Annotated in this window: 12 protein-coding genes and 2 tRNA genes; 10 read left to right on the top strand and 4 right to left on the bottom strand. The window is 65.3% G+C overall.

Translation table 11 applies throughout. From position 1 onward, the window contains the following. Nucleotides 1-37 precede the first annotated feature (37 nt). Nucleotides 38-580: a PH domain-containing protein gene (locus tag CH295_RS24505; RefSeq protein ID WP_212556206.1), complete on the bottom strand. Its 543-nt coding sequence runs from the start codon at nt 578-580 to the stop codon at nt 38-40. 257 nt (nt 581-837) lie between these two features. Here CH295_RS24505 and CH295_RS24500 point away from each other — a divergent pair, with 257 nt between their 5' ends. The 5 genes from CH295_RS24500 to CH295_RS24480 all read left to right on the top strand — a co-directional run bounded on the left by CH295_RS24500 (nt 838) and on the right by CH295_RS24480 (nt 7195). Next, on the top strand, nt 838-2793 hold the full coding sequence (locus tag CH295_RS24500) for an acetolactate synthase large subunit (RefSeq protein WP_037189736.1): 1956 nt from the start codon (nt 838-840) through the stop codon (nt 2791-2793). Continuing rightward, nucleotides 2790-3293, top strand: coding sequence for an acetolactate synthase small subunit (gene ilvN / locus CH295_RS24495; RefSeq protein WP_032397758.1), 504 nt, complete (start codon nt 2790-2792; stop codon nt 3291-3293). The genes CH295_RS24500 and ilvN overlap by 4 nt, the downstream gene beginning before the upstream one ends. A 60-nt stretch (nt 3294-3353) precedes the next feature. Further along, nucleotides 3354-4355, top strand: coding sequence for a ketol-acid reductoisomerase (gene ilvC, locus CH295_RS24490; RefSeq protein WP_170944858.1), 1002 nt, complete (start codon nt 3354-3356; stop codon nt 4353-4355). A gap of 184 nt (nt 4356-4539) precedes the next feature. Further along, a complete protein-coding gene (serA, locus tag CH295_RS24485; RefSeq protein ID WP_037189733.1) occupies nt 4540-6135 on the top strand; it encodes a phosphoglycerate dehydrogenase in 1596 nt (531 codons plus the stop codon). A 49-nt stretch (nt 6136-6184) separates the two neighbouring features. Beyond that, a complete protein-coding gene (locus CH295_RS24480) occupies nt 6185-7195 on the top strand; it encodes a 3-isopropylmalate dehydrogenase (protein ID WP_094742101.1) in 1011 nt (336 codons plus the stop codon). 80 nt (nt 7196-7275) lie between these two features. Here the strand turns inward: CH295_RS24480 and CH295_RS24475 are convergent, their stop codons facing one another. Continuing rightward, nucleotides 7276-8499, bottom strand: a complete 1224-nt coding sequence (locus tag CH295_RS24475; RefSeq protein ID WP_212556205.1) for an MFS transporter — start codon at nt 8497-8499, stop codon at nt 7276-7278. A gap of 130 nt (nt 8500-8629) precedes the next feature. Between CH295_RS24475 and CH295_RS24470 the strand changes: the two genes are divergently transcribed. From CH295_RS24470 to CH295_RS24460, 3 genes are read left to right on the top strand one after another with little or no spacing between them, the layout of a single operon-like run. Further along, the gene (locus CH295_RS24470; RefSeq protein WP_094634189.1) at nt 8630-9403 is read left to right on the top strand and encodes a fumarylacetoacetate hydrolase family protein; all 774 of its coding nucleotides are present in this window, start codon (nt 8630-8632) and stop codon (nt 9401-9403) included. A gap of 7 nt (nt 9404-9410) precedes the next feature. Then, nucleotides 9411-10886, top strand: coding sequence for a glutamate--tRNA ligase (gltX, locus tag CH295_RS24465; protein ID WP_094634190.1), 1476 nt, complete (start codon nt 9411-9413; stop codon nt 10884-10886). Nucleotides 10887-10932: 46 nt separating this feature from the next. Beyond that, nucleotides 10933-11937 carry a YihY/virulence factor BrkB family protein gene (locus CH295_RS24460; RefSeq protein WP_170946046.1) on the top strand — a complete coding sequence of 335 codons (1005 nt, stop codon included), beginning with the start codon at nt 10933-10935 and terminating at the stop codon, nt 11935-11937. On the opposite strand, the gene CH295_RS24455 is transcribed toward CH295_RS24460, so the two are convergent. Beyond that, a complete protein-coding gene (locus tag CH295_RS24455) occupies nt 11895-13514 on the bottom strand; it encodes a bifunctional 3'-5' exonuclease/DNA polymerase (RefSeq protein WP_094742100.1) in 1620 nt (539 codons plus the stop codon). The two genes, CH295_RS24460 and CH295_RS24455, sit on opposite strands and share 43 nt — an antisense overlap. Nucleotides 13515-13758: 244 nt before the next feature. On the opposite strand from CH295_RS24455, the gene CH295_RS24450 reads away from it, so the two are divergent. Together CH295_RS24450 and CH295_RS24445 are read left to right on the top strand one after the other, a co-directional pair. Next, nucleotides 13759-13830: transfer RNA gene (locus tag CH295_RS24450), tRNA-Gln, on the top strand. Nucleotides 13831-13921: 91 nt separating this feature from the next. Beyond that, nucleotides 13922-13994, top strand: a tRNA-Glu gene (locus CH295_RS24445). A 62-nt stretch (nt 13995-14056) separates the two neighbouring features. Here the strand turns inward: CH295_RS24445 and CH295_RS27940 are convergent. Next, entirely contained in the window at nt 14057-14224 is a 168-nt protein-coding gene (locus CH295_RS27940) for a DUF5302 domain-containing protein (protein WP_170946045.1), read from the bottom strand. Nucleotides 14225-14315: the final 91 nt, after the last annotated feature.

Genomic DNA, 14315 nt, shown 5'->3' with positions numbered 1-14315 from the left:
AGCGGTTTCTCGCATCGACGAGATTACTCGCCGCCCGCTACTGCTCCTTCGGTGCCTGCTCGCCGTCGTCCTCGGCGTTCTCGGCCTCCGCACGGTCTCGATCCTCGGCAGCGGCCGCGGCCGCTGCGTAGGGATCGGTGATGCGGCCCCCGCTGGCCGCAGCGAGTTGGGGGAGTAGATCGAAACGCACGAGCGGCAACGACTTCTCGCTCTTGTCGGTCAGAACCACCCGCGCCCAGCGACGATCCGGGAAGTGCAGACCCGCCACCGATTCCCACGCGATCACGTCCGAACCCACGAACCGTCGAGCCGTGATCGCCTCCGGGGAGATGACCGTGCGCACTCGAAACACCCAGATGCCCGCGACGATCGGCAGGGTCAGCAGCCATCCCATGGCCACGGGCCAGCTGGCGGCGGTCAGTCCCGTGCCGAACAGCAGCAGTCCCACGCCGAGGAGCGCGAGGCGCGGGACTCGGATGACCTGCGTTCTCGATGGTTGCGGTCCCTCGGCACCGTTCGGCGACTCGGGTGCGGTGTGGGATGATGGCCGAGGTGGTTCGGACTGCTGCGAAGACGACACCCATTCATCTTCGCATTGCATCTACGCGATCTCACATAATGGGATTGCGTCGTGACGAGTTTGACTCTTCCCTGTGCGCGCGCCTACCGTCGAGCGCGTGAAGCGGAATTGGATACTCGTAATCGGCCGGCGCGTCAACGCCTGAGCCGGTTGTTCAAACTCGCATCGACGCGCCACCCTCGTACAGCTCATGCTGACGGGGGTTTTTTCTTGCCCAGAGATCGCCCAGCAATTTCACATTCCTGAGGAAGCAATCAGTGAGCGCACCAACCGCACGCCCAGGGCCCACGACCCGTAAGTCGGGGACAGCGTCCAGCCCGTCGACCAGCCCGTCCGCAGAAGCGGCGACCAACGGATCGCGACGCCACGTCGCGCCGGAGAAGGTCACCGGCGCACAGTCGGTCGTTCGGGCCCTCGAAGAACTCGACGTCGACACCGTATTCGGCATTCCCGGAGGCGCGGTTCTCCCGGTCTACGACCCGCTCTTCGACTCCGTGAAGGTGCGCCACATTCTGGTGCGCCACGAGCAGGGTGCGGGCCACGCCGCGACCGGCTACGCCCAGGCGACCGGCAAGGTCGGCGTCTGCATGGCAACGTCCGGTCCGGGCGCGACCAACCTCGTGACTCCGCTCGCCGACGCTCAGATGGATTCGGTTCCCGTCGTCGCGATCACCGGTCAGGTCGCCCGCAGCCTGATCGGGACGGACGGCTTCCAGGAAGCCGACATCTCGGGCATCACGATGCCCGTCACCAAGCACAACTTCCTCATCACCGACGGTGCCGACATCCCGCGCATCATGGCCGAGGCGTTCTACATCGCGTCCTCCGGTCGACCCGGCGCCGTGCTCGTCGACATCCCCAAGGATGTGCTGCAGGCACCGACCACGTTCTCGTGGCCGCCGGAGATGCGTCTGCCCGGCTACCGGCCGGTGACCAAGCCGCACGGCAAGCAGGTTCGTGAGGCAGCGCGCTACATCGCCGACGCCAAGCAGCCGGTGCTGTACGTCGGCGGCGGCGTCATCAAGGCCAATGCCTCGGCAGAGCTGCTCGAGCTCGCCGAACTGACCGGAATTCCCGTTGTCACCACTCTGATGGCTCGCGGTGTGTTTCCCGACTCGCACAATCAGAACCTCGGAATGCCGGGAATGCACGGCACCGTCGCCGCAGTCGCCGCGCTGCAGCGCAGCGACCTGCTGATCACGCTCGGAGCCCGGTTCGACGACCGCGTCACCGGTCAGCTCTCGTCGTTCGCGCCGAACGCCAAGGTCATCCACGCCGACATCGACCCGGCCGAGATCGGCAAGAACCGCTACGCGGACGTGCCGATCGTGGGCGACTGCCGTGAGGTCATCACCGAGCTCATCGAGGCGCTGCGGGCCGACCGCGCGACCGGAACCACGCTCGATCTCGAGCAGTGGTGGGTCTACCTGAACGGCATCCGCAAGACCTACCCGCTGAGCTACGACCGCCCGTCCGACGGATCGATGTCACCGGAGTTCGTCATCAGCTCGGTCGGCAAGTTCGCCGGACCCGACGCGATCTACTGCGCAGGCGTCGGTCAGCACCAGATGTGGGCCGCACAGTTCATCAGCTACGAGAAGCCGCGTACGTGGCTCAACTCGGGTGGCCTCGGCACGATGGGGTACGCGGTCCCGGCCGCAATGGGTGCCAAGAGGGGCCTCCCCGACGCCGAGGTGTGGGCCATCGACGGTGACGGATGCTTCCAGATGACCAACCAGGAACTCGCGACCTGTGCGGTCGAGGGCATCCCGATCAAGGTTGCACTCATCAACAACGGCAACCTCGGCATGGTCCGCCAGTGGCAGACACTGTTCTACGAGGAGCGTTACTCCAACACCAATCTCGGTACGCACGGTGCCGTCCGCATCCCCGATTTCGTGAAGCTCGCGGAGGCGCTGGGTTGCGTCGGGCTGCGGTGCGAGCGGGAAGAGGACGTGGATGCGGTGATCGCGCAGGCACGAGCGATCAACGATCGTCCGGTCGTCATCGATTTCATCGTCGGAGCCGACGCGCAGGTGTGGCCGATGGTCGCTGCCGGAACCGGCAACGACGAGATCATGGCCGCCCGCGGAATCCGTCCGCTGTTCGACGAGGACGAGACCGTGGGCAGTGAGCCCGGCCTCGACGAGGCCATGGAGCGCGAGCAGGCCCCGCACCCGCAGATCGACGACGTGAAAGGCACCGACAAGTGAGCACGAGCCATACCCTCAGCGTCCTCGTCGAGGACAAGCCAGGTGTGCTGGCCCGCGTCGCCGCGCTGTTCTCGCGCCGTGGATTCAACATCTCCTCGCTTGCCGTCGGCGGCACCGAGATTCCCGAGATCTCGCGGATGACGATCGTGGTGACCGTCGACGAGTTCCCGCTCGAGCAGGTGACCAAGCAGCTCAACAAGCTCATCAACGTCATCAAGATCGTCGAGCAGGACGACGATTCCTCGGTGGCTCGCGAGTTGGTGCTGATCAAGGTCCGCGCCGACGCCAGTGTGCGCAGTGAGGTCATCGAAACGGTGAACCTGTTCCGCGCCAAGGTGATCGACGTGTCTCCCGAGGCCGTGACGGTCGAGGCGACGGGCACCCGCTCGAAGCTCGATGCGTTGCTGAAGATGTTGGACCCCTATGGAATTCGAGAAATAGTTCAGTCGGGAGTCGTTGCCGTCGGACGTGGACCGAAATCGATCACAGCGTCGCGCTGAGCGGCGGACGTGATTTTCAGCGAAATCGAAGAGGAAAGGTTACAAACAGTGGCAGTCGAGATGTTCTACGACGACGATGCTGATCTGTCGATCATCCAGGGCCGCAAGGTCGCTGTGATCGGTTACGGAAGCCAGGGCCACGCGCACTCGCTGAGCCTGCGCGACTCCGGTGTCGATGTGCGCATCGGCCTGGCAGCGGGCTCGAAGTCCCGCGCCAAGGCGGAGGAGCAGGGCCTGAAGGTCGGCACTCCCGCCGAGGTGTCCGAATGGGCCGACGTGATCATGGTGCTCGCACCCGATACCGCGCAGGCCAAGATCTTCTCCGAGGAGATCGAGCCCAACCTGAAGGACGGCGACGCGCTGTTCTTCGGCCACGGCCTCAACATCCACTTCGACCTGATCAAGGCTCCGGAGTTCGTCACCGTCGGCATGGTCGCACCCAAGGGCCCCGGCCACCTCGTGCGTCGCCAGTTCGTCGACGGCAAGGGTGTTCCCGCGCTCATCGCCATCGACCAGGACCCCAAGGGCGAAGGTCAGGCACTGGCTCTGTCCTGGGCCAAGGGCATCGGTGGAACGCGCGCAGGCGTCATCAAGACCACGTTCAAGGAAGAGACCGAGACCGACCTCTTCGGCGAGCAGGCCGTGCTGTGCGGTGGCACCGAAGAGCTCGTCAAGACGGGCTTCGAGGTCATGGTCGAGGCCGGCTATGCGCCCGAGATGGCGTACTTCGAGGTTCTGCACGAGCTCAAGCTCATCGTCGACCTCATGTACGAGGGCGGCATCGCTCGGATGAACTACTCGGTGTCCGACACCGCGGAGTTCGGCGGCTACCTCTCGGGACCGCGCGTCATCGACGCAGGCACCAAGGAGCGCATGAAGGCCATCCTGGCCGACATCCAGTCGGGTGAGTTCACCCGTCGCCTGGTCGCCAACGTCGAGAACGGCAACACCGAGCTCGAAGGCCTGCGCAAGGCCAACGCCGAGCACCCCATCGAGGTCACCGGCAAGAAGCTGCGCGACCTGATGAGCTGGGTCGATCGCCCGATCACCGAGACGGCCTGATTCTCATCGAATCACGTTCTCACGCATGCTGATCGAAGGGCACCCCTGCATCGGTAGGGGTGCCCTTCGGTGCGTGCACGAGGTGGCGTCACAGTTCGGCGACTCCGGCCTCTAAACTGTTTCTGCTGCACCAGCTCCGAATTTCACCGACAACAGTCTCGTACCGACCTAGGGAGTTTTTCACGTGAGCCAGCCAGGCCGTCCTGTCGTTCTGATCGCCGACAAACTTGCGCCGTCCACCGTCGAGGCATTGGGCGACGGCGTCGAGGTCCGTTGGGTCGACGGCCCGGACCGCCCCGCGCTGCTCGCCGCGGTTCCCGAGGCCGACGCGATCCTGGTGCGCTCCGCGACCACGGTCGACGCAGAGGTTCTCGCCGCCGGAACCAAGCTCAAGATCGTCGCCCGCGCCGGTGTCGGCCTGGACAACGTCGACGTTCCCGCAGCCACCGAGCGCGGTGTCCTCGTCGTCAACGCCCCGACCTCCAACATCCACACCGCCGCCGAGCATGCCGTGACGCTGCTGCTGTCGGCCGCACGCCAGATTCCCGCTGCCGACGCCACTCTGCGTCAGCACGAGTGGAAGCGCAGCAAGTTCAACGGTGTCGAGATCTTCGGCAAGACCGTCGGCGTCGTCGGACTCGGCCGCATCGGTCAGCTGTTCGCACAGCGTCTCGCCGCATTCGAGACCCACATCATCGCCTACGACCCCTACGTCTCGGCCGCGCGTGCCGCCCAGCTCGGCATCGAACTGGTGAGCCTGGACGAGCTGCTCGAGCGCGCCGACATGTTCTCGGTTCACCTGCCGAAGACCCCCGAGACCAAGGGAATCATCGGCAAGGAAGCCCTGGCCAAGACCAAGCCCGGTGTCATCGTCGTCAACGCCGCTCGCGGTGGACTGGTCGACGAGCAGGCCCTGGCCGACGCCATCACCAGTGGCCACGTCTTCGCCGCAGGAATCGACGTCTACGCCTCCGAGCCGTGCACCGACAGCCCCCTGTTCGAGCTGCCCCAGGTCGTCGTCACCCCGCACCTCGGCGCGTCGACGACCGAAGCCCAGGACCGCGCGGGCACCGACGTGGCCAAGTCGGTACTGCTCGCTCTCGCAGGCGAATTCGTCCCCGACGCCGTCAACGTCAAGGGTGGTGCCGTGGGCGAGGAGGTCTCCCCGTGGCTCGAGATCGTGCGTAAGCAGGGTGTACTGCTCGGCGCTCTGTCCACCGAACTTCCCACGTCGCTGTCGGTCGACGTACGCGGCGAACTCGCCACCGAGGACGTCGAGATCCTCAAGCTCTCGGCGCTGCGCGGACTGTTCTCCGCCGTCATCGAGGACTCGGTCACGTTCGTCAACGCCCCGTCGCTCGCCGAGGAGCGTGGCGTGACCGCCGAGGTCACGACCGCGTCCGAGAGCGAGAACCACCGCAGTGTCGTCGACATCCGCGCCGTCTACGGCGACGGCTCGGTGCTCAACGTCGCGGGCACTCTGACCGGCACCACGCAGGTCGAGAAGATCGTCAACATCAACGGTCGTAACTTCGACCTTCGTGCCGAGGGCAAGAACCTCATCGTCAACTACGCGGATCAGCCCGGCAGCCTCGGCCGGATCGGCACCCTGCTCGGCGACGCCGGCATCGACATCCAGGCCGCCGCACTGAGCCAGGACTCCGAGGGCGACGGTGCAACGATTCTGCTTCGCGTCGACAAGGACGTTCCGGCCGAGTTGAGCGCAAGCATCGCCACCGCGGTCGGCGCGTCCACCATCGAGCTGGTCGATCTGTCCTGAGCATCGCTCGCAGTCGATCGAACGACGTCGAACAATCACGAGGAGTGAGATGAAGCTGGCCGTCATCGCCGGGGACGGAATCGGACCCGAGGTCGTCACCGAGGCGCTCGCCGTGCTCGATGTGGTTGCACCCGGGGCCGAGAAGACCGAGTACGACCTCGGTGCGCGTCGCTACAACGCCACCGGAGAACTGCTGCCGGACTCGGTGTTGGCGGAACTGCGTGAGCACGACGCAATTCTGTTGGGAGCCATCGGAGATCCGTCGGTACCGAGCGGCGTGCTCGAGCGTGGACTGCTGTTGCGAGCTCGGTTCGATCTCGATCACCACATCAATCTGCGCCCGGCCAAGCTGTACCCCGGAGTGGTCGGCCCGCTGGCCGGTGACAAGCAGATCGACGTCGTGGTCGTGCGTGAGGGCACCGAGGGTCCGTACACCGGAAACGGTGGAGCACTTCGCGTCGGCACACCGCACGAGGTGGCCACCGAGGTCAGTGTCAACACCCGCTACGGCGTCGAACGGGTGGTGCGCAACGGTTTCGAGCGTGCTCTGACTCGACGCAAGCATCTGACGCTGCTGCACAAGACCAATGTGCTCACGTTCGCAGGCAGCCTCTGGGCCCGCACGGTGGACGAGGTCGCGGCGGAGTTCCCGGACGTCGAGGTCGCATACCAGCACATCGATGCCGCGATGATTCACCTCGTGACCGATCCGGGCCGGTTCGACGTCATCGTCACCGACAATCTGTTCGGTGACATCGTGACCGACCTCTCGGCGGCGGTGACCGGTGGAATCGGTTTGGCCGCAAGCGGAAACATCGATGCGACCGGTACCAATCCGAGCATGTTCGAGCCGGTGCACGGCAGCGCTCCCGACATCGCAGGGCAGCAGAAGGCCGATCCGACCGCTGCCATCCTGTCGGTGTCGCTGCTACTCGATCATCTCGGCGACGCGGCAGGAGCGGCGCGTGTGGAAGCCGCTGTCGCAGCGGACCTCGCCGAGCGGGGAACCACCACCGCGTCCACGAAGGACATCGGCGCACGAATCGCCGCTCGCCTGTAACTGGACCGACACGAAATGCCACGGTAGGCCGACCGGCCACCGTGGCATTTCGTGCTTCTCGGGTATACCGCCGTGCTGGATCAGCCGGTGCTGTCGGCCTTCTCGTCGGGAACCTCGGGACGTGGATCGTCGGGGACGATCGGCACGGAGAGTGCGGGGAAGATCGCCGACACCAGGAATGCGATGGGAAAGCTGACCGCCGCAAGTGCCCCGAACACCGGCGGCACGGCCGACGCGAACACGTACTGACTCGTGTTCTGCACGCCGAGGGCGCGGCCGCTCCAATACGGTCCCGATATCTCGGCAACAGCGGTGAAGGCAAGACCGTTCGGGGCAACGGTGGCGACCGACGCGACGACGAGCATGACGATCGCGACAGGGGAGTCGAACCAGTCGGCCACCCCGAGTCCGAGCATGCTGACGGCGGCAGTCACCGCGACCCACCGGAGGGGCCGCATGCGGCTGCCGACCCGATCGGACAACGCGCCGACGCTCATCCGGCCCAGTGCACCGAGAATCTGCGTCGCCGTGACGAGGACTCCCGCCGCCGCAGCCGTCCATCCTCGGTCGGTCATCAGCCATACGAGCGCATACGTCCAGACCACGTACTGCGGCACCACCAACAGGATCGAGGTGGCGTGAATGCGCCACAGCTGCCTGCTGCCTCGGTACGGATTGTCGAGCAGACCCTGCTCCGCCGCATCGATGCGATTCGGACGCGGGGGGTCGACCACCGCGAGACACATCAGTGCGGCAATTGCGCACACGGCGGCGGGTACGAGCAATGCTGCACCGACGCCGTGGTCCCGGGCGATGGGTGGGATGGTCAGGGCCGCGATGGCAACGCCGAGAGGGACCGACATCTGCCTGATCCCCATGGCCAATCCACGACGCTGCGGTGGGAACCAGCCGACCACCACGCGTCCGCTGGCGCTGTTCGCACTCGCCGCGGCCATACCGCCCAGCAGGAGCAGGATTGCCAGCAGGGGAATGGAGGAGGTGAACACGGCGGCTACGGCGGCGAGCGCCGTCAGACCGAGCCCGACTGCGAGTACCAGTCTTTCGCCGATTCGATCGACCAGCACACCCCAGGCGATCAGGGTGAACATGATGCCCACGGTGGGCATGGCGACGACGAGTCCGGCGGCGGGCAGGCTCAGGCCGCGGTCGTCGTGCAAGGCGGGAATGAGAAACGCTGCGCCGTTGATGAACACCGCGCCTGCGGTCTGCGCGAGCATGCCGAGGGCAAGCATGAACCATCGCCTGAACTCGCCGATGTCGGACAGCTGCGCGGTGGCGTCCATCAGTTCTCCATCTCAATATATGGACGTATGTTCTTGCAATGTGGTATCGGAGATCGACCCTACACCGGCCCGAATCGCGCTGAACGGACGGTGGCGGAGTGCACACCACGCATGTCGATAGACTTCCGACATGCGTCTCGGTCGAATTGCAAGTCCTGATGGTGTGGCATTCGTGAGTATCGAAGGTGAGGGCGACTCGCAGACTGCGAAGGAAATCGCCGAACATCCCTTCGGCACACCCACGTTCACGGGTCGGTCGTGGCCGCTGGCCGATGTGCGACTGCTCGCGCCCATCCTCGCCAGCAAGGTCATCGCCATCGGAAAGAACTACGCCGCGCACGCGGCCGAGATGGGCGGTGAGGCACCGAAGGATCCCGTGATCTTCATCAAGCCGAACACCTCCATCGTCGGCCCCGGTGCGGCCATCGTGCTGCCACCGTCCTCGAACGAGGTGCACTTCGAGGGCGAACTGGCGATCGTCATCGGCCGTCCGTGCAAGGACGTCCCCGCCTCGAAGGCGTACGAGGTGGTGCTCGGCTACACCGTCGCCAACGACGTCTCGGCCCGCGACCATCAGAAGCACGACGGACAGTGGACTCGCGCCAAGGGACACGACACCTTCTGCCCACTGGGGCCGTGGATCGAGACCTCACTCGACCCGACCGATCTCGAGATCAAGACCGAGGTCGACGGCGTGGTCAAGCAGCGGAGTCGCACTTCGCTTCTGCTGCACGACATTCCGAAGATCATCGAGTGGGTGTCCGCAGTGATGACGCTGCTCCCCGGAGACGTCATTCTCACCGGAACCCCCGAGGGAGTCGGACCCATCACCGACGGAGACAGCGTGTCGATCACCGTCGAGGGAATCGGTACCCTGACCAACCCCGTCGCAGCGAAGAAGTAGGGCGAGCATGACCACACCAACAGATGTCCGCGTTCGGTTCTGCCCGTCGCCCACCGGTACCCCGCACGTCGGCCTGGTCCGAACCGCACTGTTCAACTGGGCGTTCGCCAGGCATCACGGCGGCACCTTCGTCTTTCGCATCGAGGACACCGACGCCGCACGTGACTCCGAGGAGTCCTACGCCGCCCTGCTCGACGCGTTGCGCTGGCTGGGCCTCGAATGGGACGAGGGCCCCGAAGTGGGCGGCCCGTACGAGCCGTACCGTCAGTCGCTGCGCCGGGACCAGCACGTTGCCGTCGTACAGCAGTTGCTCGACGCAGGGGAGGCCTACGAGTCTTTCTCGACGCCGGAGGAAGTGGAAGCCCGTCACAAGGCAGCCGGACGCGACCCCAAACTCGGGTACGACAACTTCGACCGCGACCTGACGCCGGAGCAGCGACAGGGCTTTCTCGACGAGGGGCGCGGGGCCGTCGTACGACTGCGGATGCCCGATCACGATCTGACGTGGAACGACCTCGTGCGCGGGGAGACCACGTTCAAGGCGGGGACCGTACCCGACTTCGCCTTGACCCGCGGCAACGGAGTTCCGCTGTACACGTTGGTCAATCCGGTCGACGACGCACTGATGAAGATCACGCACGTCCTGCGCGGCGAGGACCTGTTGTCCTCGACGCCGCGTCAGCTCGCTCTCTACGAGGCATTGATCCGGATCGGTGTCGCAGAACGCACCCCCGAGTTCGGGCACCTGCCGTTCGTCATGGGCCAGGGCAACAAGAAGTTGTCCAAGCGTGACCCCGAGTCCAACCTGTTCATCCACCGCGATCGTGGGTTCGTTCCGGAGGGATTGCTGAACTACCTTGCTCTTCTCGGATGGGGTATCTCGGACGATCACGACGTCTTCTCGCTCGACGAGATGGTGGCCGCGTTCGAGATCTCGTCCGTCAATTCCAATCCGGCCCGCTTCGATCAGAAGAAGGCCGACGCGATCAACGCCGAGCACATCAGGTTGCTGGCAGCGGACGATTTCGCGGCGCGATTGCGCGAATTCCTCGTTGCCCGAGGACATCTGGTCGAACCGATCGACGAGAAGATCTTCGCTGTTGCCGCCGATCTGGTGCAGACCCGCATCGTCGTCCTGTCGGATGCATGGGGACTGTTGAAGTTCCTGTTCGTCGACGAGGCGGACTTCGAGATCGACCCCGCAGCCGCGGCCAAGAATCTCGGTGCCGATGCCGCACCCGTTCTCGACGCCACTGTCGAGGCACTGACGGCGTTGCAGAGCTGGACCACGGCCGACCTGGAGGCGACTCTCAAGGACGTGTTGATCGAGAAGCTGGAGCTCAAGCCGCGCAAGGCTTTCGCCCCGATACGGGTGGGAGTGACCGGGTCGCACATCAGCCCGCCGCTGTACGAGTCCATGGAATTGCTCGGGCGCGAGAAGACCTTGGCGCGCCTGGCTGCGGCACGCGCCCAGGTGGCGTGAGGGCGCACGGCCGCCGGCGCACCCCGGTCCTCGGGGAGAGCCTCGAATGAGTGTGTCCGATCGACTGGATCGACTCCAGCGCAGGCGGCCGGTTCTCGGATATCCCATTGCGGTGGTGTACAAGTTCGTCGACGATCAGGGTGGCTACCTCGCTGCCCTGATCACCTACTACGCCTTCGTCTCGCTGTTTCCCGCACTGTTGCTGTTCTCGACGGTTCTGGGCATCGTGTTGGCCGGTAGTCCGGAACTGCAGCAACAGATCCTGAACTCGGCGCTCGGTCAGATCCCGGTGATCGGAGACGAACTGGGCCGGCCCGAACGCATCGGTGGAGGCACCGTCGGTCTGGTGGTGGGTGTCCTCGGCTCCCTGTACGGCGGACTCGGGGTGGCGGTGGCGCTCCAGAACGCGATGAACACCGCGTGGACGGTGCCGAAGAACCTACGGCCCGATCCCATCCGCGCCCGGGTGCGCGGCCTGGGTCTGCTGAGCACGGTCGGTCTGGCCGTGCTGGCCATCACAGCACTCAATGTGCTCAGTGCCGCAGGATATTTCGGTCCGGAATCCGGCCTGGTGGTATTCGTGGTCGGCACGTTCTTCTACGTCGGCGTGTTCGTCGTCGCGTTCAGGCTCGCCACAGCGAGATCGGTGTCGATCCCGCAGGTCCTTCCCGGGGCCATCGTGGCCGGTCTGATCTGGCAGCTGCTGCAGACGTTCGGCAGTGTGTACGTGAAGTACGTCGTCAGCAACGCGACCGTGACCAACGGTGTGTTCGCTGTCGTACTGGGACTGCTGGCGTTTCTGTACGTGACGTCGGTGTCGATCGTGATGTGCATCGAGATCAACGTGGTTCGCGTCGATCGGCTGTTTCCCCGAGCCCTGCTCGGCCCGTTCACCGACGACGTCGAACTGACCGAGGGCGACAAGCTCACCTACACCGGACAGGCCGAAGCGCAACGCAACAAGCCGTTCGAGGACATCGACGTGACGTTCGTGGACCCGCCGCGTGCTCAGTCCGAATCCGGCTCCGAACCGGCAGCCGAGGCACCGTAGAAGCGGTCGATTCTCGTTTCCATCGGAAACCGGACCGCCGTGTCGCCGAACATCAGCCGGGTTGCCGACAATGCCGACCCGGCAATCGCTTCGGCGGCACGATCCGACTCGGCGACGGGACAATGCACCACCACCTCGTCGTGCTGAAAGAACACCAGTTCGCTGTCGGTCCCGGAATTCCGGTCGCTCCTGCGGGCTCCGCTGCCGGAATTTTGGTCGCTCCTGCGGGCTCCGCTCCCGGCCAACCGACCACGCAGATCGGCCAGCAAGCACAGCGCCCACTCGGCGGCGGTGGCCTGCACGACGAAATTGCGAGTGAACCGGCCACGGGCATGGGCGTCACCGGCGGACCACCACTGCGCCGAGGGCGGTGGGCAGGCCCGTCCCAGCCACGAACGAACGACCTCGCCACGTTCTCCGGCGCGGGCGGCCTCCTCCACCAGTGCGACGGCACCGGGGAACTTGGCCCGTAGTCGCGTCAGCAGAGCGCGCGCCTCACCCGAGGTCGCGCCGTAGAGCACCCCGAGAACGGCGACCTTCGCGTGGCCGCGATCGCCGTCGAACGATTCTGCCGCCACCGGTGCGTACAGATCTGCGGTGCCTGCCGCGGCGACCATGCGCGGATCGCCGGACATCGCAGCGAGGATGCGTGGTTCGAGCTGGCCCGCATCGGCAGCCACGAAGGTATAGCCGGGATCGGCTATCACGCTGGCGCGCAGGGGTTTCGGAATTTGAAGGCCGCCCCCACCGCGACTGGCCCACCGACCCGACACCACAGCGCCGGGAACGTAGACCGGCCGGAATCTGTCGTCGCGAACCCATGCGTCGAGCCACGCCCACCCGTTCGCGGCATGCAGCTTCGAGAGATCACGGTGGCGCAGCAGCAGCTGAACCGCCGGGTGGTCGATGTCGCGGATGACGTGCGCGCGAGTCGATGTCAGTTCGATACCGACGCGCGCGAACGCGGCCACCAACTCCACGGGCGAGGCGGGATTGACGCGTCGGCCGAATACCGACGAGATCTGGTTCTCGAGTTCCACGAGGGCCGGGGGAGTGGATCCATCGAGCGGCCGGGTACCGAGCATCGTCTCGAGATGACGGCGATGCGCCGACGCCGAGAACGGCAACCCGTCGAAGGTCATCTCCGCTGCAGCCAGTCCTCCGGCCGACTCGGCCGCTGCCAGCAGGTGCAGTGCGCGATCGGCACCGATGTCGCGTAGCTGACGCCGATACTCGGTGAGTACCGCCACGGGATCGGAGTTAGGGTTCGCGTCGAACAGGCCCGGTCGCAGGTCGGCAGGAGCCGACGGGACGGTCGCCGAGCCGGCCCGCATGGACAGAATGGCACCGACCAGTGCGAGATCGTGACAGCGGCGTACGCGTATCCCTCCGTCGAGCAGTCGAGGGTAGATCCGGCTCGTGTCTTCCCACACCCACCTCGGTCGATCGTCGCGCTCGATCTCGGCTACGGCCGCGGCCGGATCCTCGACCACGATGGGATCACTGAGCGTCGAGCCGTCGTCGGCGAGGTACGTCAGTACGGCCTGCTCGCCCTGTGGAACGAGCAGAACCTTCATCGGACTCGGCCGGGTCTGCGATCGGTCACGGAGAACAAGTCTGCTCCACGCGTCGGCCGAGGTGTGGAGGGGGCTCTTCGGTCCCCACGCGAGGGTGTCTCAGCGGCTCCCGACGCGTCCTTGGGGCGGTTTCGGTGGCTCTGAGCAGCCGATTTGGAGAATGGGTAGTCACCTTTGATAGTCTCTATCCCGGCTCGAAACGCAGTGCACATCGATCGTGATGAGCAATTCGATTCAAGTCCATTGGGGTATGGTGTAATTGGCAACACAGCGGTTTCTGGTACCGCCATTCTAGGTTCGAGTCCTGGTACCCCAGCGAGCAGGTGAAGGCGATTTTGTCGCCGAGGCCGAGGCAGTTAAGCTGGCTCAGCACGTACAAGCTCGAACACAATGCAGGTGAAGTTCCTGGCCCCGTCGTCTAGCGGCCTAGGACGCCGCCCTCTCAAGGCGGTAGCGCGGGTTCGAATCCCGTCGGGGCTACAACTGGCAACACCCTCTCGATCCTCGGATCGGGAGGGTGTTGTCGTTTCGGTGCGGGCTTCTCAGACGCTCTTGCGGCGGAACATCTTCTGATGGTCGGCCGGACCGTGGGCGTTGTTGACCTTCGGTCCACCGTCCTTGTGTTCGACGGAATTGTGAGACTTGCTGTTCTTCTGTTCCAGAACCTCGCGGAACTTCTTCTTCAGTTCTTCACTGCCGGATTCGGGCATGGGATGACTCCTCGCAGTCGTCGACCGGCCGGGTAGGCCGTTCGAGACGAAGGTACCCCACTCTCGCAGCTCGATCAGCTCGTTTTCCTCG

The organism is Rhodococcus sp. 14-2483-1-2 (assembly GCF_002259405.1).
Lineage (GTDB): Bacteria > Actinomycetota > Actinomycetes > Mycobacteriales > Mycobacteriaceae > Rhodococcoides.
This window is presented reverse-complemented; position numbering and strand designations above follow the sequence as displayed.